The following is a 23,486-nucleotide window of genomic DNA, read 5'->3' on the forward strand; positions in this document are numbered from 1 at the left end:
GCCCGCGTACGGTTCGCGGCCGGGGGCCAGCGCTCAGTTCTTGGCGAGGAACTCCCGCTCGGATTCGCGGAGCCGCCGTTCGAGCGCCTCGGCGAGAGCCGGATGCGCGGTGAGGCCGGGATCGTCGCGCACGATCTCGACGGCGACACCCCGCGCATCCTGGATCACGTCGGCGTCTTTCACCACCCGCAGCAGCCTCAGCGACGACCGGCCGCCGGATTGCACGCTGCCGAGCACGTCGCCCTCCCGGCGCAGTTCGAGGTCGATCTCGGCGAGCGCGAAGCCGTCGAGCGTCTCGGCGACGGCGTCGACGCGCTGCCGGGCCAGAGAGTCGGCCTCGGCGTTGGTGACGAGCAGGCAGATGCCGGGCACTCCGCCACGGCCGACCCGCCCGCGCAGCTGGTGCAGCTGGCTGACCCCGAAGCGGTCGGCGTCGAGGATGACCATGGTCGAGGCGTTGGGCACGTCGACCCCGACCTCGATCACCGTGGTGGCGACGAGCACGTCGATCTCGCGGGCGGCGAAGGCGCGCATCACCGCGTCTTTCTCCTCGCTGGGCATGCGCCCGTGCAGGGCCTCGATGCGGCGACCGGCGAGCATCGGCTCGGCACGCAGGTGGCGCAGGGTGTCGACGACGTTGGCCTTCGCCGGGGCCGGCGGGCCGGACTGGGCAGACGGGCCGGACTGGGCGGATGGGCCGGGCTGGGCAGAAGGGCCGGACTGGGCAGAAGGGCCGGACTGGGCAGAAGGGCCGGACTGGGCAGAAGGGCCGGCCTGGGCAGACCGTGCCGACGTGGCGGATGCCGACTTCTTCGCCCCGCCCTTCGCGGCGGGAGTCTCCTCCGCGTCCGGATCGTCGAGCCCGTCGCCGGAGTCGTCGGCGGGATCGATGGCGGGGCACACCACGAAGGCCTGACGGCCCTGCGCGAGCTCTTCGGCGGTGCGCTGCCAGATGCGGCCGGCCCAGCCGGGCTTCTCGGCGAGCGGCACGCTGAAGCTCTGGATGCCCTGCCGGCCCTCGGGCAGCTGGGTGATCGTCGAGACGTCGAGGTCGCCGAACACGGTCATCGCGACGGTGCGCGGGATGGGGGTCGCCGTCATCACGAGCAGGTGCGGCGGGGTCGCGCCTTTCTGCCGCAGGGTGTCGCGCTGCTCGACGCCGAAGCGGTGCTGCTCGTCGACCACCACGAGGCCGAGATCGTAGAACTGCACCGTGTCGGTCAGGAGCGCGTGCGTGCCGATGACGAGTTTCGCCTGGCCCGACACCATCCGCAGCAGCGCCTTCTTGCGCTCGGCGGTGGAGAGCTGCCCGGTGTGCAGCGTCGGCATCAGCTCGGCCGCGAGGTCGGGGCCGAGCACCTTCACGATCGAGCGGAGGTGCTGCACCGCCAGCACCTCGGTCGGGGCGAGCAGGGCCGACTGGCCGCCGGAGTCGGCGACCGCGAGCATGGCCCGCACCGCGACGAGGGTCTTGCCCGAACCGACCTCGCCCTGCAGCAGCCGCATCATCGGCACCTCGGCGGCCAGGTCGCGGGCGATCTCGCCGCCGACCACACTCTGGTCGGCCGTGAGCCGGAACGGCAGCGCGGCGTCGAAGCGCTCCAGGTAGCCGCCGGGCTTCGAGATGCGCGGGGTCGTCTTGACGGCGTGCGCGGCGCTCCGCTGGGCGACCAGCGCGGTCTGCAGGATCAGCGCCTCGTGGAATCGGAGGGTCTCGCGGGCTCGCATGAAGTCCGCGTCCTTCTGCGGACGATGGATCAGCTCGTAGGCGCGCTGGGCGGTGAGCAGCCGGCGCTCCTCGCGCACCTCGTCGGGGACGGGGTCGGGGATGGCGTCGTGGAGGCCGTCGAGGACGAGCTCGACCGAGTTGGCGATCTGCCAGCTGGCGAGGGTGGAGGTCGCCGGGTAGATCGGGATCGGCATCTCGGCCCAGCGCCGGGCCTCGGAGTCGTCGAGGGCGGAGAGGCCGTCGGCGGCGGCGTCGGCCTCACCCGGGGCCCCGGCGCCTGCGGCGTCGAAGAGCTGGTAGTCGGGGTGGGCGAGCTGCAGGGCCCCTCGGTAGTCGGAGACCTTGCCGGTGAACATGCCGCGCACGCCCGGCCGGAGATCGCGGGCCCGCCAGGCCTGGTTGAAGAAGGTGAGCGAGATGAAGCCCTTGCCGTCGGAGATCGAGACCTCGAGGATGGTGCCGCGCCGGGCCCGCATCTGCCGCTCGCGCACATCGCGGACCTCGGCCACGATCGTGACGGTCTCGTTCAGCGGCAGCATGTCGATCGCGGTCAGCTCGCCGCGTCGGGCGTACCGGCGCGGGTAGTGGCTCAGCAGGTCGGCGACCGTGCGGATGCCGAAGGCCTTCTGGAACGCACCGGCCGTGCGCCCGCCGAGGATGCCGTCGAGCTTCGCGTCGAGGGCGTCGGCGGGGCGCGCTGTGGCCGCGGTTCCGCTCATGCGACCATCCTAGGCGGCGCCACCGACGCCGCTCCGGCCGGGCGCGGCAGCACCCCCGGCGCCGCTCCGATCGCGCGCGGCAGCGCCCCCGACGCCGCCCCGGCCGGGCACGGCAGCACCCCCGACGCCGCCCCCGCCGGGCGGACCGGACCTCGCGCGGTAGGGTTTCGGGCGTGACCCGCATCATCGCCGGCTTCGCCGGATCGCTCACCCTCGCCGTGCCCCGGGCCGGAACCAGGCCGACGAGCGATCGCGTGCGCGAGGCGATCTTCTCGGCGCTCGAGTCGCGCGGAGGTCTCGAGGAGACGCACGTGCTCGACCTCTACGCGGGCTCCGGAGCGCTGGCCCTCGAGGCGATCAGCCGGGGCGCGGCCTCCGCGGTGCTGGTCGAGAAGAACGCGGCGGCGGCGAAGATCGCCCGACAGAACGCCACGATCGTGACGGCGGCTGTTCCGCGCGGCGCCGCCCGGCCCCGGGTCGAGGTCGTGGTGCAGGCGGTGCAGGCCTACCTGCGCTCGGCGCCGGTGCACGCGGCCACCGGGTTCGACGTCGTCTTCCTCGATCCGCCGTACGACCTGCCCGACGACGAGCTCGCCGAGACCCTGGCCGCGCTCGTGCCGCACCTCGCCGCCGACGCGACGGTGCTGGTCGAGCGCAGTTCGCGCTCGCCCGCCCCGCACTATCCGGCCGCGCTCGTGGCCGATCGCACGAAGGCCTACGGCGAGACCGTCCTGCACTGGTCGACCCGCTCCTAACGCCGGCACGCCCGCCCGACTGTCAGCCGGCGTGGCCGTCCCAGTCGGCGTAGGGGTCCCAGCCTCCACGCGAGTCGAAGGTGTGGTCGCCGACGAGGGCGTCCGGGTGGCCGTCCGGCGCCGCGGCGAGCGGGAGCACGGTGCCGAGCGGGCGGAACCCGGCCGGCAGCGCCCTACCGGCGGGGAAGGTCGCCAGCAGCGCGTGGTCCTCTCCCCCGGCCAGCACGAACCGGGCCGCTCGGTCGCCGACCACGGGATCCACCGCGCGAAGCGCCTCGGCCTCACCATCGATCGCCCCGGGATCCAGACGCAGCACCTGTCCGCTGGCCTCGGCGATGCGCCGGGCGTCGAGCACGAGCCCGTCCGACACGTCGAGCATGGCGGTCGCGCCGCGCAGCGCGGCGACGATCCCCGAGGCGATCGGCGACACCGGTGCGAGCTGGGCGTCGACGAGCTCCGGATGCGCGCCCCGCGTGGCCGCAGCACGCGCGCGGTCCGGCTCCCCCGGCTCGTGCGGCATTCCCGGAGCTCCCCGGTCGACCGCCACATCACGGTCGCGCCGGTCAGCCGCCCCGGAATGGTCGCTCGACTCCGCCGAGTCGCCGGGATCTGCCGGCTCCCCCGGGTCGTGACGCTCGACCGGGTCGGCCGGCGTCACTCCGTCGCGGAAGAGGAGCCAGAGCCCCGCACCCGCCCGACCCAGGTCCCCGGAGACCGCCAGCACGTCTCCCGGACGGGCGCCGGATCGCGTCACGGGCTCGCGCCCCTCCAGATCGCCGAAAGCGGTGACCGCGAGGGTGAGGGCCGGTGAGACTGAGAGGTCGCCGCCGACGACTCCGCATCCGGGAGCCGCCAGGGCGCAGGCGTCACGGAAGCCGTCGGCGATGCCGAGCAGGGTGTCGACCGGTGTGTCGAGGGGGGCCGCGATCGCGACGACGAGCGCGGTCGGCCGGGCGCCCATCGCGGCGACGTCGGCGAGGTTCGACATCGCCGCCTTCCAGCCGAGGTCGTGGGGCGTCGACCACGCCGAGCGGAAGTCGGGCCCGTGGATCATCATGTCCGTCGTCACGACGAACCGGCCGTCCGGCGCCCGCACGACCGCGGCGTCGTCGCCCGGCCCCAGCAGTTCGGCGTCGGCGTGCGGAAGCCGCGGGAAGATCTGCCGCAGGGTGGCGCCCTCGCCGATCCCCCCGAGCGTCGGGACCGGCGGTGCGCTCCCCGCAGCAGTGCCATCAGCCGCCGCGGTTCCGACGCTGATCGGCGTCGGCGTGCCCTGCGTGTCCGGGCCGTCCGGGCGCTCGGACATCAGCCCCCCGCGACGGGCGTCGGCGTCGGGGTGCCGAGCACGTCGTCGGCGTCGAGGCACGCCGTGGTCTGCGGGATGGCGGCGACGGCGTTGCCGAGATCCACGAGCGCCGAGGTGCCCGAGACCGCGTCGGAGTCGACGACCACCTGCACCGCGGGCACGCGCCCGAAGGTCGTGAAGGTATAGGTCGGGGCGGCCGAGTCGTCCCGGATCCAGTCGACACCATTGACGTTGTCGCACGGGAGGGTCGTCGGGCCGTAGGGCTCGACCCCGCAGCGCAGCAGGACCGCCGCGGGATCGCCCCACGCACCGGTGCCCTGCGCATCCGTCTCGCGCCGGTCGACGTCGGCGACGCTGTCGGGGAGCCGCACGATGACGTCGGCGCACGTCGGGTCGGTCGCCGCCGGAGCCGGGTCGAGGGTGACCGCGCCGGCGCATCCGCTCAGCAGGGCGAGGGTCGCCGACGCCGCCAGCGTCAGCGCCACGAGACGCCGGCCGCTGAGGCGGCTGCTGCCGCGACCGAGACCACGCTCAAGACCGCGACCACGCTCGACACCAGGACCACGACCACGATCGTGCCCAAGACCTCCACCGCGCCCTAGGCCACGCACCCCCGTCACCCCCTGACCGACCCCCATCACCCCTCCAGCGCGAGGGCGATGAGCTCGTCGATGATCTCGGGGTAGCTCACGCCGGTCGCGATCCAGCACTTGGGGAACATCGAGATCGGCGTGAATCCGGGCATCGTGTTGATCTCGTTGACCACGAACCCGTCCGCGGTGAGGAAGAAGTCGACCCGCGCGAGCCCCGCCCCGTCGATGGCGGTGAAGGCCCGGGCGGCGATCGCCTGCATCTCGGCCAGCTCCTCGTCGGTGAGCGCGGCCGGGCAGACCAGGTCGACGCCCGGCGCGTCGAGGTACTTGGCGTCGAAGTCGTAGAACTCGCGGCCGGTCATCACGATCTCGCCCGCGACCGAGACCCGAGGGGCTCCGCCGTCGTGCCCGCCGAGCACACCGCACTCGACCTCGCGGCCCGGGATGCCCTGCTCGATCAGCACGCGCGAATCTTCGCGAAGGGCCACCTCGACCGCCGCACCGAGCTCGGAGAGGGTCGAGACCTTGCTCACCCCCACCGACGACCCGGCCCGCGCCGGCTTCACGAAGAGCGGGAGCGGCAGCGCGGCGGCGGCCTTCTCGACGGCCTCGGGGTTCGAGGACCACTCGCGCGCCGTCACGGTCACCCACGGAGCGACCGCGATACCGGCGGCCGCGAGCACGGTCTTGGTGAAGTGCTTGTCCATCCCGAGCGCCGACGCGAGCACGCCCGAGCCGACGTACGGCAGGCCGACGAGCTCGAGCAGCCCTTGCACCGTGCCGTCCTCCCCGAACGGGCCGTGCAGGATCGGGAACACCACGTCGACCTCGCCGAGCGACCGGGCGGCCCCGCCGTCGGCCGGCACGACGCGGAGTTCGCGCGACGCCGTCGACGAGGGCCAGAGCACGCGGGTGCCGTTGTCGCGCACCTCGGGCAGCGCCGTGGGGTCGAGACGGAACGCGGAGGGGTCGTCCTCCACGAGCACGAACGCACCCTCGCGCGTGATCCCGACGGGGATCACGTCGAAGCGCGACCGGTCGATCGCCTCAAGCACCCCGCCGGCCGTGGCGCAGCTGATCGAATGCTCGCTGGAGCGACCTCCGAAAAGCACCACCACCGTGATCTTGCCTGGCATCGAGAGTCCTTTCGCCCTGAGGTCCCGACTCGTCGTCGGTGGTCAGGTGGGGTGCTATGTCTTTCGGATCGAGCGTACCGGCCAGCACTTCGGCGACCTGACGGCAGATGGGCATGTCCACGCCCTTCGCCGCCGCGAGCTCGAGCACGGGGGCCACCGAAGCCAGCCCCTCTGCGGTCTGCTGCATCGACTTCACCACGTCGGCGAAGCTGTAGCCCTGGCCGAGCAGGCGCCCGGCCGTGTTGTTGCGCGAGAGCGGCGAGCCGCTCGTGGCGATCAGGTCGCCGAGTCCGGCGAGCCCCGAGAGGGTCTCCGGATGCCCGCCGTAGGCCACCGCGAAATCGGTCATCTCGGCGAGTCCGCGCGTGATGATCGAGGCCTTCGTGTTCTCGCCGTAGCCCACCCCGTCCACGATGCCGATGGCCACCGCGATGAGGTTCTTCAGCACTCCGCCGAACTCGGTACCGATGACGTCGGTGTTGACGAACGAGCGGAAGTACCGGTTGCGCGCGATCATCGCGACCCGCTCGGCGGTCTCCAGGTCGATCGAGGAGACGACGGCCGCCGTCGGCTGCTCCTTCGCGATCTCCAGCGCCAGGTTCGGGCCCGAGGCCACCGCGATCCGCGCCGGGTCGATGCCGAGCACCGACTCGAGCACCTGGCTCATCCGGAGCCCGGTGCTCTTCTCGACGCCCTTCATCAGGCTCACCACGGGCACGCCGTCCGGGATGAGGGTGGCGATCTGCTCGAGGTTGCCGCGCAGCGACTGGCTCGGGACGGAGACGAAGACGAACTGTGCGTCGGCCAGCGCCGCCCCGACATCGGGCGTCGCCGTCACGGTGCGCGGGAGGTTGACGCCCGGCAGGTAGTCGCTGTTGCGCTTGGCCTCGCTGATCTCGCGCGCGAGCTCGGGCCGGCGGGCCCACATCGTGACGTCGGAGCCGCCGTCGGCGAGCACCTTCGAGAAGGTCGTGCCCCAGCTGCCGGCGCCCAGCACGGCGACCCGCGGGCGCGGGCGAACGGATGCGGCGCGCGTTGAGGCGCGCGGGTTCGGTCTGCTCACAGCAGCTCGCTGCCCGGTTCGAGACGCCCGAACTCGGTCTGGTTGTGCTGGGCGGGGTTCCAGCGCTCCGCGGGTGCCGTCTCGCCGCGGAGCGACTCGAGCAGGGCCGTGATGGCGGCCATCAACCGGGCGGTGGCCTCGGTGAGCACCTTCTGATCGAGCGGGAGCCCACGGAGGTCGTCGAGATCGACCGGCTCGCCGAAGCGGATGTCGATCGTCTTGCGCGGGAAGACGCTGATCCGGTTCGAGTACCGCGGCAGCAGCGCCTGGGTGCCCCAGTGCGCGGCCGGGATCAGCGGGATCCCGTGCTCGAGCGCGAGCCGCACCGCGCCCGTCTTGCCGCGCATCGGCCACAGGTCGGGGTCGCGGGTGAGCGTGCCCTCGGGGTAGACGATCACGCCGCGCTGGTGCTCGACGAGGTCGTTGGCCGCCGAGAACGGCTGGTTGCCGCGGCCGGCCCCCGCGCGATCGACGGGGATCTGGCCGCTCCGGCGCAGGGCGAAGCCCACCACCGGCACGCGGAACAGCGAGGCCTTGGCCAAGAACCGGGGCGCCCGCCCCAGCTTCCACACCGCCCAGCCCATGATCAACGGATCGATGTTGCTGTAGTGGTTGGGGCTGAGGACGAACGGACCGGTCTTCGGCAGGTTTCCGGTGTCGTGCATCCGGAGCTTCACGGCGAGCGTGAGCCACGGGATCGCGATGAACGCCATCACGCGGAACGCGAGGATCCGCTCCGAGCGCGGCGCGACCGGCCGCGGCACCGTCTCTGCCGCCATCTACCCGCCCGCTCCTACTCCGCGAAGTAGAAGTCGGCGCCCAGCTTCTCCAGCTTGCCGACGAAGTCGCCGTAGCCACGGGCGATCAGCCCGACGTTGCTCACCGAGGAGCGACCGTTGGCGACCAAAGCCGCGATCAGGTGGCTGAAGCCGCCACGGAGGTCGGGGACCTCGAGCTCGGCGCCGTGCAGGGTGGTGGGGCCGGTGATGACCGCGGCCTGCTCGAGGGCGCGGCGGGGCACGCGGCGGTTCGGGTCGGCCAGGCCGTCTTTGTGCACCTCGATGTTCGCGCCCATCTTGATCAGCGCATCCGTGAAACCGAAGCGGTTCTCGTAGACGGTCTCGTGCACGATCGAGGTGCCCTGCGCCTGGGTCAGCGCGACGATCAGCGGCTGCTGCCAGTCGGTCATGAAGCCGGGGTGCACGTCGGTCTCGATGACGACGGGCTTGAGGTCGCCACCGGGGTGGTAGAAGCGGATGCCCTCCTCCTCGATGTCGAACGCGCCGCCGATCTTGCGGAAGACGTTGAGGAAGGTCATCATCTCGGACTGCTTGGCGCCCGTGGTGAAGATGGATCCGCCGGTCGCGAGCGCGGCCGAGGCCCAGGAGGCGGCCTCGTTGCGGTCGAACAGCGCGCGGTGGTCGTAGCCCTTGAGGCTCTCGACGCCCTCGATGAAGATGGTGCGGTTCGGCTCGACCGAGATGATCGCGCCCATCTTCTGCAGCACGGCGATGAGATCCATGATCTCGGGCTCGATCGCCGCGTTCTTCAGCTCGGTGGTGCCGAGGGCGCGCACGCCGGTGAGCAGCACCTGCTCGGTCGCGCCGACGCTCGGGTAGGGCAGCTCGATGTTCGCGCCGCGGAGACCGTTGGGGGCCGTGATGTTGATGCCGCTGGGCAGCTTGTCGACGACGGCGCCGAACGCGCGCAGCGCATCCAGGTGGAAGTCGATCGGCCGGTCGCCGATGCGGCAGCCGCCGAGGTCCGGGATGAAGGCGTGACCCAGACGGTGCAGCAGCGGGCCGCAGAACAGGATCGGGATGCGGCTGGAGCCGGAGAGCGCGTCGATCTCGGCGCTCTTCGCGCTGGCCACGTCGGCCGGGTCGAGCTGGAGAACACCGGTCGCGGCGGAGCCGGTGATCTTGACCCCGTGGATCTCGAGCAGGCTGGCCACGACGTGCACGTCGCTGATGTCCGGCACGTCCCGCAGGGTGCTGGTGGTGTCTCCGAGGAGGGAGGCGACCATCGCCTTGGTGACGAGGTTCTTGGCCCCGCGCACGTCGATCGTGCCCCGGAGCGGCCGGCCGCCGTTGATGACGATCGTGTCGGACTTGAGCCCGACCCGCTCGGCTGCCTTCCGCGCATCCTGTACGAGACTGTTCACTGATTCACCTGCACTGTCTGTTTGACGATTTCTCTTGCGTGACCGCCGGTTGTGGTGGCGGCCCCCGCTATCTGACGGGAAGAGTTCGAGGTCTCCAACTCTCCCGGCGGCTCTCGAATTCCGTGATCGCCGCTTCGTCGCGGAGCGTCAGCCCGATGTCGTCGAGACCTTCGAGCAGCCTCCACCGAGTGTAATCGTCGATCTGGAACGGAACCGTGAGGTCGCCGAGTACGGCGGTTCGCTCGACCAGGTCGACCGTGATCGACACCCCGGGCTGCGCCTCGATGGCTGCCCAGAGCTGCTCGACCTCGTGCTCGGAGACCTGCCCGGTGAGCAGGCCCTGCTTGCCGGAGTTGCCGCGGAAGATGTCGCCGAACCGCGGCGCGAGGACCGCCTGGAAGCCGAAGTCGCGGAGCGCCCAGACGGCGTGCTCGCGGCTGGAGCCGGTGCCGAAGTCGGGGCCCGCGACCAGCACCCGGGGGTTCTGGAAGGCGGGCTGGTTGAGCACGAAATCGGGGTCGTTGCGCCAGCCGGCGAACAACGCGTCCTCGAAGCCGGTCTTGGTGACGCGCTTGAGGTAGACGGCCGGGATGATCTGGTCAGTGTCGACGTTGGCGCGCTTCAGCGGAACCGCGACGCCGGAGATGATGTCGATCTTGTCCATGGTTCTCAGACCTCCACGGTCTCGGTCGTGGTCGCGTGGGGCGCCGCGACCGTCGTCAGGTCGGAGACGCTGCTCAGCGTGCCCCGGATGGCGGTGGCGGCGGCCACCAAGGGCGACACGAGGTGCGTACGACCACCCTTGCCCTGCCGGCCCTCGAAGTTGCGGTTGGAGGTGCTGGCGCAGCGCTCGCCCGGTGCGAGCTGGTCGGGGTTCATGCCCAGACACATCGAGCAGCCCGCGAAGCGCCACTCGGCGCCGAACTCCTCGACGATCTTGTCGATGCCCTCGGCCTCGGCCTCGATGCGCACGCGCGCGCTGCCTGGGACGACCATGACGCGCACGTTGTCGGCCTTCTTCTGGCCCTTGATCACGCTCGCGAAGGCGCGGAGGTCTTCGATGCGGCTGTTGGTGCAGGAGCCCATGAACACCGCGTCGACCGGGATCTCCTTCAGCGGGGTGCCGGCCTTCAGGTCCATGTACTCCAGCGCCCGCTCGGCGGAGGCCCGCTCGTTCGGGTCGACGATCGTCGAGGGGTCGGGCACGGTGTCGCTGAGCGAGGCGCCCTGGCCGGGGTTGGTGCCCCAGGTGACGAAGGGTTCGAGGGTGTCGGCGTCGAGGAAGACCTCGGCGTCGAAGACCGCGTCGTCGTCGGTCTGCAGGGTCTTCCAGTACTGCACCGCCGCATCCCAGTCGTCGCCGACGGGAGCGTGCGGACGGCCCTCGAGGTAGTCGAAGGTGATCTGGTCGGGCGCGACCATGCCCGCGCGGGCGCCGGCCTCGATCGACATGTTGCAGATCGTCATCCGGCCCTCCATGGAGAGCGAGCGGATGGCGCTGCCGCGGTACTCCAGCACGTAGCCCTGGCCGCCGCCGGTGCCGATCTTGGCGATGACGGCGAGGATGATGTCCTTCGCCGTGACGCCCGGGCGCAGCGTGCCCTCGACCGTGATCGCCATGGTCTTGAAGGGCTTGAGCGGCAGGGTCTGCGTGGCGAGCACGTGCTCGACCTCGCTCGTGCCGATACCGAAGGCCATCGCGCCGAACGCGCCGTGGGTGGAGGTGTGCGAATCGCCGCAGACGACCGTGATGCCGGGCATGGTCAGGCCCAGCTGCGGGCCGACGACGTGCACGATTCCCTGCTCGACGTCGCCCAGGGAGTGCAGGCGTACGCCAAACTCCTTGGCGTTGGTGCGCAGGGTGTCGATCTGGGTGCGGCTGGTCAGGTCGGCGATCGGCTTGTCGATCGCGAGCGTGGGGGTGTTGTGGTCTTCGGTGGCGATCGTCAGGTCGAGCCGGCGCACCGGGCGGCCCTCGGCGCGCAGGCCGTCGAAGGCCTGGGGGCTCGTGACCTCGTGCACCAGGTGCAGGTCGATGTAGATGAGGTCGGGGCTGCCGTTCTCACCCTTCACGACGAGATGGTCGTCCCAGACCTTCTCGGCGAGGGTGCGGGGGCGCCCCGTGTCGGTGCGGATGCCGTCGGCCTGGGTGGCGGTCGGCGCTGAGGTGTCGCGGGTGTCGCTCATGGATACGTGTGTCCTTCGGAGAGTAGGGGGTCAGCCAACGACAAACTCCGCGACGAGGGAGGCCTGGAACTAGGACTCGTCGCGGCACCGAAGAAGAAGCCGACCGAACAGCACATCCCGATCGTACCACCGCCCCTCCCGGCGCCCCGGGAGCCCCACCCCACCTCGCCGAGAAGTCACTTTTACGTCCAAGATCCGAGTTGTGGACGTGAATGTGACTTCTCGGCGAAGCGGGCGGGGCGGGGGGCGAGGGACGGGAGCGGGGCGCGCGCTAGGGCCTCGGCTCGGGCACCTCGGCACGCACGGCGCGGCGGCGCATCACCACGAGCGAGGCGATCGTCGCCACCGCCATCGAGCCGATGATGACCGCGAGACTGGTCCAGGTGTCGATCTCCGGCGCCCACTCGATCGGGTGCCCGCCGTTGATGAACGGCAGCTCGTTGGCGTGCATCGCGTGCAGCACCAGCTTCACCCCGATGAACGCGAGGATGAACGCGATCCCGTAGTGCAGGTAGATCAGCCGGTCGAGCAGCCCGCCGAGCAGGAAGTAGAGCTGCCGCAGCCCCATCAGGGCGAAGACGTTCGCCGTGAACACGATGAACGGCGACTGCGTGATGCCGAAGATGGCCGGGATGCTGTCCAGCGCGAAGAGCAGGTCGGTCGAGCCGAGCGCGATGAACACGATGATCATCGGCGTCCAGATCTTCTTGCCCGCGACCACCGTGCGGACCTTCGCCCCGTCGTAGTCGTCCGAGATGGCGACCCGCTTTCGCAGGAACTTCACCAGCCGGTTGTCCTCGGAGCTCTCCTCCTCGTTGCCGAAGGCCTGCCGCCAGGCCGTGAACAGCAGGAACGCCCCGAAGATGTAGAAGATGAAGCTCAGCGACTCGATCAGCTGGGCGCCGATCACGATGAAGATGCCGCGCAGCACCAGCGCGATGATGATGCCCACCATCAGGGCTTCCTGCTGGTATTTCCGGGGCACGTTGAACCGCGCCATGATGATGACGAAGACGAACAGGTTGTCGATCGACAGGCTGTACTCCGTCAGCCAGCCGGCCAGGAACTGGCCCGCGTGCTCGCCGTCGGCCACGAGCAGCATCACCAGCGCGAACACCAGCGCGAGGCCCACGTAGAACACGACCCAGAGGGTCGCCTCCTTGATCGAGGGCACATGCGGCCGCTTGAAGGCGAGGATCAGATCCCCGGCCAGCACGAGCACGAGCACGACGAGCGAGATGATCTCGAAGGCCAGAGGCAGTTCGACGTTCACGGAGACCCTTCAGGAAATGGCGTGCGTGCAGCACGAAGCCCTGAAAGTCTCTCCCGCGACCGACCGCGCCGATCGGCACGGATGATCGCCGCCGCCCCCGGGAGCCCGACAGACGGACTCCGTGATGACGATGACAGCGAGGTGGGATACTCCCCTTCAACCGCAATGCTACAGCCGTGGAAGCACCCACCCGCGCACGTCAGTGACGCCCGAGCTCCTCGCGGAGGTCGGCGCGCAGCTCGTTCAGCTGCTGCTTCAGCCGCGCGACGAGTGCCGGGTCGAGCCCCGCCGCCCCCGTCGAGGCCTTCCGCAGGTCGACCCGCAGCTGCTGGCGGAACTCCGACAGCGCCGCATCCGCATCCCGCAGCGCCGAGGCGGAGCCCGCCCGGTCGGTGGGGCTCCAGCCGGTTCCGGATGCACGGGGCCCGGTTCCGGATGCGCCCGCGCCGTCCGCGTGGCCGGCTCCCGCAGCGCCCGCCCCGGCCCCCGCGGCACCGGGCCCTGAGGCACCCGACCCTGCAGCACCCGCCCCCGAAGCCCCGGACGCGGCGGCGGCCGCAGCCGCCTTCGCGGCTTTCGCCGACGATTTCGCCGTCCCCCGTGCATCCCGAGCCGCCGACGCCAGATCGGCCTTGAGGCTCTTCATCGCCTGGTCGACGCCCGAACGCACCTCGTTCGCGAGTCGGCGGACCGAGTCCGACAGCTCCTCCTCGATGTCGTCGAGCTCGCCGCGGCGCGACTCGAGCTCGGCGCGCCCCGCATCCGTGATCGCGTAGACGGTCTTGCGGCCGTCGGCGGTCTTGGTGACGAGCCCCTCCTCCTCGAGCTTCGCCAGCCGGGGGTAGATCGTGCCGGCGCTCGGGCTGTAGGTGCCGCCGAAGCGCTCCGAGAGCGCCTGGATCAGCTCGTAGCCGTGCTTGGGCGACTCGTCGAGCAGGCTCAGCAGGTACAGCCTCAGGTGGCCGTGGCCGAAGACCGGGGTCATGCCGGTGCCCCCTCGCCGGCGTCGGGCGCACCCGCCGAGGCCCCATCGCCGGTGTCGGACGCACCCGCCGACACGTCGGCCGGCTCGCGGAACACGACGGTGATGTCGCCCGAGACCGAGTTGGCCCGGAACTCGGTCCACTGGCCGTCGAGCTGTCCGGTGGTTCCGTTGTAGCCGCCGCCGCGCAGGCCCTTGATCGTCGACGGGCCGAGCTGCAGCACGCCCGAGACCGAGTTGACGTTGTAGCGGGCCGCCACCTCCGACTCGAGGCGCACGGTGAAGTCGCCCGAGACCGTGTTGTTCTCGATGTCGCTCGGCACACCGGTGCTGTCGACGAAGACCTCGGCCGAGACGCCGTCGGCCGAGAACCGGCGGATGGCGCCGGAGGCTGCGATGTCGCCGGACACGGTGTGCGCGCTGACGAGCCCGGTGTGGTCGCGGATCGAGATCTCGCCGCTGACGCTGTTGACGTCGAGGTCGCCGACCACGGAGTCGATGACGACGTCGCCGGTGACGGTGCTGATGCGTGCATCCGTCGTCAGGCCCGAGATGAGCGCCGAGGCCGAGATCACGCCGAACTTCAGCGCCGCGTCGCGCGGCACCATGATGCTGATGTCGACCCGCGCGTTGCCGCGCCACGACTTGAAGACCTCGATGAAGTTGTCCCACCGCAGCTGGGGGTGGTCGATCTCGAGACGGTCGCCGTCGATCGAGATCTTCAGATCCTTCCCGGTCACCGAATGCACCTCGATGCGGGCGCCCGGCTCGTCGTGACCGATCACGTCGATCTGGCCGGCGATCAGGCCGATCTTGACCGAGCGCACGAGCTCGAGGTCGATCACCTTCGGACCGTCGACGATCCATTTCTCCATAACCACGATGCTCTCCTGCCTGAAACGCGTTATATCGCGTCTGCGATGAGAGACACGGTATATCTCGTTTTCGGGGCCGTCAAGGCGCGTAGCAGAAAGAGCGGATGCGCGAGCCGGCTCGGCCCGCACGCGCACGTGCATGCGGCTAGCGTGCGAGGGTCAGCTGGCTCAGCCCGCGTGCGCGGTCATGAAGGGCATCGGGTCGTACCGCACCCCGTCGGCGCCGTAGAGCTCGAAGTGCGTGTGCTCGGTCGTCGCGTTGCCGGTGCGCCCGGTGAGACCGATGACCTGCCCGGCCGTGACCCCGTCGCCCACGCCGACCGTGAGCGAGTCGGTCTGGAAGTGCATGTACATGCTGCAGACGGCCTCGCCCGCGACCTTGTGGGCGATCGAGAGGTAGACGCCTCCGGTCCCGCCGTCGCCGGAGGCGGCGATGACCACTCCGTCGGCGATCGCGTGCACGGGCACCCCGGGGGCGTTCAGCATGTCGACGCCCTTGTGGAAGCCCTCGGCGCGGGGGCCGAAGCCGTCGCTCATCCGGAAGCCGTCGGGGTAGGGCCAGGAGAAGGCGGTCGCCTCGGGCGCCGCATCCGACCCCGCCTGGCACTGCGCACCGCCGTAGCCGCCCTGGCTCGCGGCGGTGACCGCCTTCGGGGTGGGCGTCGGAGTCGGAGTGGGCGTCGGGGTGTTGACCGTGTAGCCGTCGCGCGAGACCGTCGGGCCGGTGCCCTCGATCGCGTCGAACGACTGGGAGCCGCCGGCGATGATCTGCACGTCGGCGTCGAAGTTGTCGGGAGTGGTGAGGGAGGCGGCGGGCACCGAGGTGGCCACGAAGACACCGAACACGAACGTCATGGCGACGACGCCGAGCACAGTGCCTTGATACCTCATCCGATCCATTGTCCTGTCGTTGCGATCACAGCACAACCGACGCGGGGCCGGCGGCGGCTCACGCGGTGGCACGACAGGCGCGGCGCACGCGGCACCGCGACCGCGGTGCGGCACCGCATCCTCAGCACGGCAGGGCAGAATCGGGTCATGGCACTTCCCATCGAGGACTACGCGATCATCGGCGACTGTCACAGCGCGGCGCTGGTCGGCCGCACCGGGAGCATCGACTGGCTCTGCATGCCGCGGTTCGACTCGGCCTCGATGTTCGGCGCGCTCCTCGGCACCGAGGAGCACGGGCGGTGGCGCGTGGCGCCGACCGACCAGGATGCACGGCCGACGCGGGCCTACCTCGACGACACGTTCATCCTCGTCACCCGCTGGGAGACCTCGACCGGCGTCGTCGAGGTGCTCGACGTGATGCCGCACGGAGACCGGCGGGCCCAGGTGATCCGGCGCATCCGGGGAGTCAGCGGCTCGGTGGAGCTGCGTCAGGAGCTGGCGGTGCGCTTCGGCTACGCCGACGCCCTGCCGTGGATGCGCCAGGCACCCGAGCACGGCGGCAACGCGGTCGTCGGCGTGGCCGGGCCGGACGCGGTGATCGTGCGCGGACCCGCCCTGCGCGCCACGAACCACCACCACGAGTCGCTCTTCACGGTCGCCGAGAACGACACGGTCGACATCGTGCTGACCTGGTTCCCCTCGCACCACCGGCCGCCCGAGCCCCTGGACGTGGATCGCCAGCTGGAGTCGACCGCCGCGTGGTGGCGGGAGTGGGCCGGCGAGAGCTCCGCGCCCGGGCCGTACCACGATGCGGTGAAGCGCTCGCTGCTGGTGCTGCGCGCGCTGACGCACGAGGACACGGGCGGCATCGTCGCGGCCGCGACCACGAGCCTGCCCGAGCAGTTCGGGGGTTCACGCAACTGGGACTACCGCTACACCTGGATCCGCGACGCCTCGCTCACGCTCGCGGCGCTGATGATCTACGGCTACGAGGACGAGGCGGGGCACTGGCGGCGCTGGCTGCTGCGGGCGATCGCGGGCGACCCCGCCGACATCCAGATCATGTACGGGCTCTCGGGCGAGCGCTACCTGCCCGAGTACGAGGTGCCGAGCCTGCCCGGATACAACGGCGCCTCGCCCGTGCGGGTCGGCAACGGTGCGGCGACGCAGTACCAGGGCGACATCTTCGGCGAGATGATGATCGCGCTGCGCGAGGCGCGCCGGATCGGGGTCGAGGAGGACGCCTACTCCTGGCCTCTGCAGCGCGCGCTGCTCGGGTTCCTCGAGGAGAACTGGGACCGGCCGGACAACGGGATCTGGGAGATCCGTGGCCCCCAGCAGCACTTCACCCACTCCCGCGCCATGATCTGGGCCGCCTTCGCTTGCGGGGTCGAGGCGGTGCGCGAGTACGGGCTCGAGGGGCCGGCCGACCGGTGGGCGGAACTGCGGGACCGCATCCGCGAGGAGATCGAGACCCAGGGCTTCGATGCCTCGCGCAACACCTTCGTGCAGTACTACGGCACCTCCGAGGTCGACGCCTCGTTGCTGCTGCTGTCGCAGATCGGCTTCGTCGAGGCCGACGACCCGCGGATGCTCGGTACGGTCTCAGCCATCGAGCAGGACCTCCTGCACGAGGGCCTGCTGCTGCGCTACCGCACCTCGTCGGGCGTCGATGGGCTCGCGGGCACCGAGCATCCGTTCCTGGCGTGCTCGTTCTGGCTGGTGCAGCAGTACGCGAAGTCGGGGCGGGTGGCGGATGCGACGACGCTGATGGACCGGCTCGTGGGGCTCGCGAACGACGTGGGGCTGCTGTCGGAGGAGTACGACGTGGCCGGCGGGCGCCAGGCGGGCAACACGCCGCAGGCGTTCTCGCACCTGGCGCTCGTGCGGGCGGCCGACGCGCTGGCGCGCGCCCCCCGCCCCTAGCGCGGGGGCGCCCTGGCCCCCCCTCGCGCCCAACCCACCTTGGGACCCACACCCCCACTTCGCCGAGAAGTCACCTTTACGTCCAAAACCGCGATCTTGGACGTAAAGGTGACTTCTCGATGGGTGTGGAGAGGGGATTCATCCACAGATTCGGGCAACGGAGGAGTCGAGCGCAGACGGATCGTGAGGATTGGGGCATGCCCCGCGTCGTCAGTCTCCCGTCCCGGTTCGAGGGTGCGCCGTTCCTCGCCTCCGAGGCGATGGACGCGGGGGTCGGCCGGGAGCGGCTGCGTGGCCGAGACCTGGCGGCGCCCTTCCGGGGTGTGCGGGTGGGCAGTTCGGCCCAGGATGACGACGAGCTCGCGTTCCGGGAGCGGGTGAGGGCCCTCAATCTGCTTCTCGGGCCGGAGGATGCGTTCAGTCACGTCACGGCCGCGCGCCTGTGGGGCGTGCCTCTCCCCCGGCGGCTCGAGGGCGAGCATCCGCTGCATGTCACGACCCGCCGACCGGGGACGCGCATCCGGCTCGCGGGGACTGTCGGGCACACGTCTCCACCCGACGCCGTGCTCGTCGACCGGCGCGGGTACTCGGTCACCGACCCCGTCTCGACGTGGATGGCGCTGGCTGCCGCCCTCCATCCTGTCGAGCTCGTCGTGGCTGCCGACCATCTCGTCCTGACGCCGCGGGTGGAGGGAGAGATCGAGCAGCGCCCTTTCGTGCCACTCCCCGAGCTGGCGGATGCACTACGCCGATATCCCGGGCGCCACGTGCGGGTGCTGCGGATGGCGCTCGATCGGGTGCGCGATGGGGCGGAGTCCGCGCAGGAGACCCGCCTCCGGCTCGCCCTCGTCGATGCAGGACTCCCCGAGCCCGTGCTGAACGTCGACGTCACCGACGCGCGGGGGCGGTTCCTGGGCCGAGGGGACATGGTCTACCCGGACTGGGGCGTGATCGTGGAGTACGACGGCGATCACCATCGAACGGATGCGCGCCAATACGACAAGGACTTCACCCGTCACGAGGCCTTCACCCTGTCGGGCTGGCGGCACGTGCGCGTGCGCCGCTTCGGCATGGGTCCGGGGGCGGGCCCGGCTTCGGGCGTGGCACGGGTCGAGGCCGCGCTCCGCGCCGCCGGGTGGCGCCCCGCCCCCGCCGAGAAGTCATTTTTACGTCCAAATGCCCGGTCTTGGACGTAAAAGTGACTTCTCGGCGAGGTGGGGGTGGGTGCTGGGCTCGGACGGGCGAGGGAGGGTGGGCGACCGGCGAAGCGGGTGGTGCGGGCGGCGGGTTGGGGCGGTGTTCAGGGGGTGTTCATGTTGGGGGGCGCGCGGGCGGGACGGGAGGGTCGTAGGCAGGGGGCATGGATGTGATCGTCACCGTACTGCTCGTGATCGTCGTCGCGCTGGTCTTCGACTTCACCAACGGCTTCCACGACACCGCGAACGCCATGGCCACCTCGGTGGCCACGGGCGCGCTCAAGCCGCGGGTCGCCGTCACCATCTCGGCCGTGCTCAACCTGGCCGGGGCGTTCCTGTCGACCGAGGTCGCCAAGACCATCTCGGGCGGCATCATCAACGAGGGCGAGAACGGCGTCGACATCACGCCGATCATGATCTTCGCCGGGCTGGTCGGCGCCGTGCTGTGGAACCTGACCACGTGGTACCTGGGGCTCCCCTCCAGCTCCACGCACGCCCTGTTCGGCGGACTGATCGGCGCCGCCATCATCGGCGCCGGGTTCAACGCCGTGAACTTCGGCGTGGTGCTGACCAACGTACTGATCCCCGCGATCCTCTCCCCCCTCGTCGCCGGGGCCGTGGCGCTGGTCGCGACCTATGCCGCCTACCGCATCACGCGACAGGCGAAGGCGCGCGGCTCGGATGCGGGCTTCCGGCACGGTCAGACGGTGTCGGCCTCGCTCGTCTCCCTCGCGCACGGCACGAACGACGCGCAGAAGACGATGGGCGTGATCACGCTCACCCTGATCTCGGCGGGCTACCAGGACTCGGGTTCCGGCCCGCAGTTCTGGGTCATCCTGGCCTGCGGCTTCTCGATCGCGCTCGGCACCTACCTCGGCGGCTGGCGGATCATGCGCACGGTCGGCAAGCGGATCACCGACATCCACGCCCCGCAGGGCTTCGCCGCCGAGACCAGCTCAGCCGCGACCATCCTCATCTCGTCGCACCTGGGCTTCGCGCTGTCGACCACGCAGGTCACCTCGGGCGCCGTGGTCGGGGCCGGGCTCGGCAAGAAACTCGCCACCGTGCACTGGGGCATCGTCGGCAGGATCGCGACCGGCTGGCTGGTCACCCTCCCCGCCGCCGCACTGGTCGGCGGGCTGGCTGCCTGGGCCGCATCCTCCAGCGTGGCGGGCCTCGTGATCGTGATCGTGCTCGCCCTGGCGGCCGGCGTCGGGCTGTTCCTGCTGGCCCGCCGGCACCCGGTCACCCACGAGAACGTGAACGACGACGGGGACGACGGCAGCGAGGCGGGCGGCGGCGACGCCGACGGCAGCAAGGCCGGCAGCGACGAGACCGGTGCCGGCGCCGCCTCCGATGACAGGACCGAGAAGGCGGCAGCGGCCGCGAAGAAGGAGTCGAGATGATCAGGGCGACGTCGGCCGAGGGTGCGTTCCTCGGCGTGGACTGGGGTTCGTTCGTGGTGGTGTTCGTGGTGGCCTTCGTCGCCGCCGTGGCGGTGGTGGGGTTCTACTCCCTGGGGCTCCGGCTGCTCTCGCTCGGCTCGACCCCGGCCGAGCGCCCGGTGCCGGCCACGGTCGGCGGGTGGATCTGCATCGCGATCGGCGCCGCCGCGGTGCTCTACGGCATCTATCTGATCGTCCCCCAGTTCCACTCCTGAGGGCCCGGCGGGCCGGCCGCGCGGTAAACTGAAGCGGATGCAGCCACTCAGCGAGTCCGAGATCCTCGGGTCCTTCACGAACATCAGCGACCACGACCTCGAGCGGATGACCCTGCCGGGCCTGCACGAGATCGTGTGGGAGGATCGCGAGTTCCTCGGCTGGCGCGACGCCCACGCCATCCACCGCGGCTACATCGTCTACTGGCGCGAGGGCCGCCCCGTCGGCATCATGCTGAAGGCCGCCGGCTCGCGCACGAAGCCGGGCATCGCCGCCATGTGCACGCTGTGCCGCACGCCGTTGCCGGGCGGGCAGGTGACCCTGTTCACGGCTCCGAAGGCCGGTCAGGCGGGCTTGGACGGCAGCACCGTCGGCACCTACATCTGCTCCGACCTGTCGTGCTCGCTGCTGATCCGGATCGTGCCTCCGCGCTCCGAGCTGCAGCCCGACCCGAACGCCGTGATCGCCTCGCGCGCCCAGGGGCTGAGCTCACGGCTCAACTCCTTCACCGACGGAGTGCTGCGCGCGAGCTGACCGCACGAGCATGCAGCGGTCGGATGGCCGCGATCCCGCGCCACCGGCTCGTCACCAGGCGGCCGGCTCCGCTCCGGCGGGCACCCGCGCCGATCGGGGCGCCGACGACGGCTCGCGGGCCGCGTCGGCGATGACGGCGCTCCGGATCGCCTCGAGACTGGCCTCCGCCGCCTCGGCGCTGGATGCGGTCGAACCGTACCAGCGCCCGCAGGTCACGACGACGACCCCGTTGTGCGTCAGGTACCACCCGCGGCTGCCGGGTCGCGGCCCGACCACCGGCACCACGACGAGCTCGTCGAGCTGCTCGCGCAGCCGCAGCACGTGACCGCGGGCCCGGCCGAAGCTCGGGTAGACGTGGGCCGCCCGGCAGAGTTCGCGGTTGTTGGTCGCGAGGATGCGCCAGACGCCCGTGCTCCCCGGCGGGGTCGAGCGGCCCGTCGGTCGCGTGGCCCGCGCGCTCTCGGTCGCGCGCCCTCCCGCCGGCATCCCCGAGCCGAGCGACACGGAGGACGCGGCCTGCTCGGAGTAGCCACCGGAGGCGGCGGTCGGGACGGCCCCGGCGGACGAGCGCACCCCGGGCAGATCGGAGGCGGCGGCCACGCTCTCGCGGAACCTGGTCCACGCCTGGCTCATCGGGTCAGCCGGAGAGCGGAAGGCGAGGAAGACCACGCGCGCCGTATCGGCCATCCACTCCCCCGCATCGCTCGACGCGGGCCCGGGCGAGCCGCATCGGGCCCACGATCGGGCGCGCGTGTGAAGCGCGCGCCGCTCCGAGGTGAAGGACGGGTGTACGGCGCGTGAGCAACGATCCGGTTAACGCACGGCAACGATCCGCTGGGAAGGGCCCGTGGAATCGCCCTGCGGATGCCCTGAGCCGACCTGGGGCCGCCGGAGAGGGGCATGCTCAGCCGACCACGGGCCGACGGAGGAGGGGCGACTCAGCCGACCACGTGCCGACGGAGGAGGGCCGACTCAGCCGGTCACCGAGCGACGGAGGAGAACGGGCTCAGCCGTCGTTCTCGACGATGGTCTCCTCGTCGGTCTCGATCGCCTCGCCGGCATCCTCCGGCTCGTCGGCGATCGTCGGGTCGACCCCGGAGGGCACCGCGTCGGTCGTGGGGCCGTTGCCGACGACCCCCTCGCCGTCGGGGTACCCGGAGTAGTCCGGGTACTCGATGTCGCTGAGGTCGGGCTTGTCGTTGTCTGTCATACCGCAAGTCAAGCACCGACCCCCGACAGCGGGTAGCACTCTCCGTCGAGACCCCGAGCAGGCGCCCGGAAACGCAGAAAGCCTCCGGATGACCGGAGGCTTTCGCTGTTGTGACCCCAGCGGGATTTGAACCCGCGTTACCGCCGTGAGAGGGCGACGTCCTAGGCCGCTAAACGATGGGGCCGTTTTGACAACTCAACGAGTATGCCACACCCCGGGAGGCTTCTCAAATCAGCACCGAGAGCGCCCCCGGAACGACCTCCACGGTGAGCGGGAGAGAGCCGAAACGCTCGCCGTCGGCGTAGCCCACGACGTCCTCGGACGAGACCGTGACCCGCCTCCCGCGCCGGAATTCCACGACGTCCAGCCCCGCGTGTGTGCCCGAGAACACCTTCGGGAACAGCCGGATGAATCGCAGTCGCGACACCGGCTTCACAATGAACACGTCCAGCAGGCCGTCGTCGAGCAGGGCGTCGGGCGCGATCTTCATCCCGCCCCCGATGGTCGTGTTGTTCGCGACCGAGAGCAGGCAGGAGTCGACCTCGAAGGACTCCCCGTCGATCGTGAGGCGGTAGCGACGCGAGCGCAGGGTGAGCAGCTCGGCGACGAGCGCGATGACGTAGCGGGATGCTCCGCGCGGGCGGCGCATCAGGTTCGCCCGTTCGTTGACGGCGGCGTCGAATCCGGCCGAGAGCACCCCGGCGAACCAGCGGTGCGGTTGCGGGTCGTCATCGCCCTCGGATCCCCCACCCGCGGCGGCGCCGGGCACGACCAGCCCCGCGCCGGTGACCCGGGCGGCGTCGATTCGGCGCGGCTCGCGTTCGAGCGCGGCGAGGAGCAGCGCCGTCGCGGCCTCGGGATCGCCGGTCGGGATGCCGATGCCGGTCGCGAAGTCGTTGCCGGTGCCGGCCGGGATGATGCCGAGGGGCACGCCGGTGCCGGCGACCAGATCGACACCGAGGTTCACCATGCCGTCCCCGCCGACCACCACGAAGGCGTCGGTGGGCAGGTCGAGCGACTGCCGGGCGACGCGCACGAGCCCGTCGAAGTCCGGGGCGCTGAGCGGCACGACGTCATGGCCGAACGACCTGAGGGCCGCGACGACGGTCGGACCGACCGGTCGGGACTTGCCGAAGGAGGCGTTCGGGTTGATCGCCACGACGATCCGTTTGGCGGGTGGGGTCACGGGACCGATTATTCCCCACGTCGCATCCTGCACAGCGCATGCGTCGGCGGCAGCTCTCCACAGGCTGGGCGTCCGCGTTGCGCACACCCGCCGGTCGGGTGTT

21 protein-coding genes, 1 tRNA gene and 1 pseudogene are annotated in these 23,486 nt (G+C 71.1%); 6 read left to right on the top strand and 17 right to left on the bottom strand.

The genetic code is table 11. The features are described 5' to 3' along the window. Positions 1-33: 33 nt before the first annotated feature. Entirely contained in the window at positions 34-2,448 is a 2,415-nt protein-coding gene (locus AC59HU_RS09630; RefSeq protein ID WP_497223164.1) for an ATP-dependent DNA helicase RecG, read from the bottom strand. Between the two features lie 173 nt (positions 2,449-2,621). On the opposite strand from AC59HU_RS09630, the gene AC59HU_RS09635 reads away from it, so the two are divergent. Next, complete coding sequence (locus AC59HU_RS09635) at positions 2,622-3,203, top strand: RsmD family RNA methyltransferase (RefSeq protein ID WP_497223165.1); 582 nt, start codon at positions 2,622-2,624, stop codon at positions 3,201-3,203. Positions 3,204-3,225: 22 nt separating this feature from the next. On the opposite strand, the gene AC59HU_RS09640 is transcribed toward AC59HU_RS09635, so the two are convergent. From AC59HU_RS09640 to AC59HU_RS09695, 12 genes and pseudogenes are all read right to left on the bottom strand, one after another. Further along, a complete protein-coding gene (locus AC59HU_RS09640; protein WP_497223166.1) occupies positions 3,226-4,509 on the bottom strand; it encodes a thiamine-phosphate kinase in 1,284 nt (427 codons plus the stop codon). Beyond that, positions 4,509-4,994 carry a DUF3515 family protein gene (locus AC59HU_RS09645; protein ID WP_497223167.1) on the bottom strand — a complete coding sequence of 162 codons (486 nt, stop codon included), beginning with the start codon at positions 4,992-4,994 and terminating at the stop codon, positions 4,509-4,511. Before AC59HU_RS09645 ends, AC59HU_RS09640 begins: the two co-directional genes overlap by 1 nt. 152 nt (positions 4,995-5,146) lie before the next feature. After that, positions 5,147-6,238: a D-alanine--D-alanine ligase family protein gene (locus AC59HU_RS09650; protein ID WP_497223168.1), complete on the bottom strand. Its 1,092-nt coding sequence runs from the start codon at positions 6,236-6,238 to the stop codon at positions 5,147-5,149. After that, entirely contained in the window at positions 6,150-7,235 is a 1,086-nt protein-coding gene (locus AC59HU_RS09655) for an NAD(P)H-dependent glycerol-3-phosphate dehydrogenase (RefSeq protein WP_497223500.1), read from the bottom strand. The genes AC59HU_RS09650 and AC59HU_RS09655 overlap by 89 nt, the downstream gene beginning before the upstream one ends. 62 nt (positions 7,236-7,297) lie before the next feature. Then, positions 7,298-8,080, bottom strand: a complete 783-nt coding sequence (locus tag AC59HU_RS09660) for a lysophospholipid acyltransferase family protein (protein WP_497223169.1) — start codon at positions 8,078-8,080, stop codon at positions 7,298-7,300. 14 nt (positions 8,081-8,094) lie between these two features. Beyond that, entirely contained in the window at positions 8,095-9,465 is a 1,371-nt protein-coding gene (gene murA / locus AC59HU_RS09665; protein ID WP_497223170.1) for a UDP-N-acetylglucosamine 1-carboxyvinyltransferase, read from the bottom strand. A 67-nt stretch (positions 9,466-9,532) separates the two neighbouring features. Beyond that, the gene (gene leuD / locus AC59HU_RS09670) at positions 9,533-10,129 is read right to left on the bottom strand and encodes a 3-isopropylmalate dehydratase small subunit (RefSeq protein ID WP_497223171.1); all 597 of its coding nucleotides are present in this window, start codon (positions 10,127-10,129) and stop codon (positions 9,533-9,535) included. 5 nt (positions 10,130-10,134) lie between these two features. Then, positions 10,135-11,652, bottom strand: a complete 1,518-nt coding sequence (leuC, locus tag AC59HU_RS09675; protein WP_497223172.1) for a 3-isopropylmalate dehydratase large subunit — start codon at positions 11,650-11,652, stop codon at positions 10,135-10,137. Positions 11,653-11,923: 271 nt separating this feature from the next. Beyond that, entirely contained in the window at positions 11,924-12,925 is a 1,002-nt protein-coding gene (locus AC59HU_RS09680; protein WP_497223173.1) for a TerC family protein, read from the bottom strand. A 550-nt stretch (positions 12,926-13,475) separates the two neighbouring features. Then, positions 13,476-13,910, bottom strand: a pseudogene (locus AC59HU_RS09685) (PadR family transcriptional regulator); the annotation flags it as partial. Further along, a complete protein-coding gene (locus AC59HU_RS09690) occupies positions 13,907-14,782 on the bottom strand; it encodes a DUF4097 family beta strand repeat-containing protein (protein WP_497223174.1) in 876 nt (291 codons plus the stop codon). The pseudogene AC59HU_RS09685 and the gene AC59HU_RS09690, both read right to left, overlap by 4 nt. A gap of 168 nt (positions 14,783-14,950) precedes the next feature. Further along, entirely contained in the window at positions 14,951-15,673 is a 723-nt protein-coding gene (locus AC59HU_RS09695) for a M23 family metallopeptidase (RefSeq protein ID WP_497223175.1), read from the bottom strand. Positions 15,674-15,820: 147 nt separating this feature from the next. On the opposite strand from AC59HU_RS09695, the gene AC59HU_RS09700 reads away from it, so the two are divergent. From AC59HU_RS09700 to AC59HU_RS09720, 5 genes are all read left to right on the top strand, one after another. Continuing rightward, positions 15,821-17,599, top strand: coding sequence for a glycoside hydrolase family 15 protein (locus AC59HU_RS09700; protein ID WP_497223176.1), 1,779 nt, complete (start codon positions 15,821-15,823; stop codon positions 17,597-17,599). A 197-nt stretch (positions 17,600-17,796) separates the two neighbouring features. Then, positions 17,797-18,795 carry a putative endonuclease domain-containing protein gene (locus AC59HU_RS09705; RefSeq protein WP_497223177.1) on the top strand — a complete coding sequence of 333 codons (999 nt, stop codon included), beginning with the start codon at positions 17,797-17,799 and terminating at the stop codon, positions 18,793-18,795. A gap of 164 nt (positions 18,796-18,959) precedes the next feature. Then, positions 18,960-20,201, top strand: a complete 1,242-nt coding sequence (locus AC59HU_RS09710; RefSeq protein WP_497223178.1) for an inorganic phosphate transporter — start codon at positions 18,960-18,962, stop codon at positions 20,199-20,201. Continuing rightward, positions 20,198-20,455 (top strand): hypothetical protein, encoded by a 258-nt coding sequence (locus AC59HU_RS09715; protein ID WP_497223179.1) that lies wholly within the window; start codon positions 20,198-20,200, stop codon positions 20,453-20,455. The genes AC59HU_RS09710 and AC59HU_RS09715 overlap by 4 nt, the downstream gene beginning before the upstream one ends. 37 nt (positions 20,456-20,492) lie before the next feature. Next, on the top strand, positions 20,493-20,987 hold the full coding sequence (locus AC59HU_RS09720; RefSeq protein WP_497223180.1) for an FBP domain-containing protein: 495 nt from the start codon (positions 20,493-20,495) through the stop codon (positions 20,985-20,987). A gap of 51 nt (positions 20,988-21,038) precedes the next feature. Here the strand turns inward: AC59HU_RS09720 and AC59HU_RS09725 are convergent, their stop codons facing one another. From AC59HU_RS09725 to AC59HU_RS09740, 4 genes are all read right to left on the bottom strand, one after another. Further along, positions 21,039-21,674, bottom strand: coding sequence for a hypothetical protein (locus AC59HU_RS09725; protein ID WP_497223181.1), 636 nt, complete (start codon positions 21,672-21,674; stop codon positions 21,039-21,041). Positions 21,675-21,993: 319 nt separating this feature from the next. Next, positions 21,994-22,197 (bottom strand): hypothetical protein, encoded by a 204-nt coding sequence (locus tag AC59HU_RS09730; RefSeq protein WP_497223182.1) that lies wholly within the window; start codon positions 22,195-22,197, stop codon positions 21,994-21,996. Positions 22,198-22,308: 111 nt separating this feature from the next. Next, positions 22,309-22,381: transfer RNA gene (locus tag AC59HU_RS09735), tRNA-Glu, on the bottom strand. A 42-nt stretch (positions 22,382-22,423) separates the two neighbouring features. Then, on the bottom strand, positions 22,424-23,383 hold the full coding sequence (locus AC59HU_RS09740) for a diacylglycerol/lipid kinase family protein (protein WP_497223183.1): 960 nt from the start codon (positions 23,381-23,383) through the stop codon (positions 22,424-22,426). Positions 23,384-23,486 lie beyond the last annotated feature (103 nt).

It is taken from the genome of Herbiconiux sp. 320_LB, assembly GCF_059691755.1.

Bases quoted from the DNA above. Each gene is read 5' to 3' on its own strand.
- AC59HU_RS09630 (WP_497223164.1), bottom strand. From the start codon at position 2,448: ATGAGCGGAACCGCGGCCACAGCGCGCCCCGCCGACGCCCTCGACGCG.
- AC59HU_RS09640 (WP_497223166.1), bottom strand. From the start codon at position 4,509: ATGTCCGAGCGCCCGGACGGCCCGGACACGCAGGGCACGCCGACGCCG.
- AC59HU_RS09650 (WP_497223168.1), bottom strand. From the start codon at position 6,238: ATGCCAGGCAAGATCACGGTGGTGGTGCTTTTCGGAGGTCGCTCCAGC.
- AC59HU_RS09660 (WP_497223169.1), bottom strand. From the start codon at position 8,080: ATGGCGGCAGAGACGGTGCCGCGGCCGGTCGCGCCGCGCTCGGAGCGG.
- leuD (WP_497223171.1), bottom strand. From the start codon at position 10,129: ATGGACAAGATCGACATCATCTCCGGCGTCGCGGTTCCGCTGAAGCGC.
- leuC (WP_497223172.1), bottom strand. From the start codon at position 11,652: ATGAGCGACACCCGCGACACCTCAGCGCCGACCGCCACCCAGGCCGAC.
- AC59HU_RS09690 (WP_497223174.1), bottom strand. From the start codon at position 14,782: ATGGAGAAATGGATCGTCGACGGTCCGAAGGTGATCGACCTCGAGCTC.
- AC59HU_RS09695 (WP_497223175.1), bottom strand. From the start codon at position 15,673: ATGAGGTATCAAGGCACTGTGCTCGGCGTCGTCGCCATGACGTTCGTG.
- AC59HU_RS09700 (WP_497223176.1), top strand. From the start codon at position 15,821: ATGGCACTTCCCATCGAGGACTACGCGATCATCGGCGACTGTCACAGC.
- AC59HU_RS09705 (WP_497223177.1), top strand. From the start codon at position 17,797: ATGCCCCGCGTCGTCAGTCTCCCGTCCCGGTTCGAGGGTGCGCCGTTC.
- AC59HU_RS09710 (WP_497223178.1), top strand. From the start codon at position 18,960: ATGGATGTGATCGTCACCGTACTGCTCGTGATCGTCGTCGCGCTGGTC.
- AC59HU_RS09715 (WP_497223179.1), top strand. From the start codon at position 20,198: ATGATCAGGGCGACGTCGGCCGAGGGTGCGTTCCTCGGCGTGGACTGG.
- AC59HU_RS09720 (WP_497223180.1), top strand. From the start codon at position 20,493: ATGCAGCCACTCAGCGAGTCCGAGATCCTCGGGTCCTTCACGAACATC.
- AC59HU_RS09725 (WP_497223181.1), bottom strand. From the start codon at position 21,674: ATGGCCGATACGGCGCGCGTGGTCTTCCTCGCCTTCCGCTCTCCGGCT.
- AC59HU_RS09730 (WP_497223182.1), bottom strand. From the start codon at position 22,197: ATGACAGACAACGACAAGCCCGACCTCAGCGACATCGAGTACCCGGAC.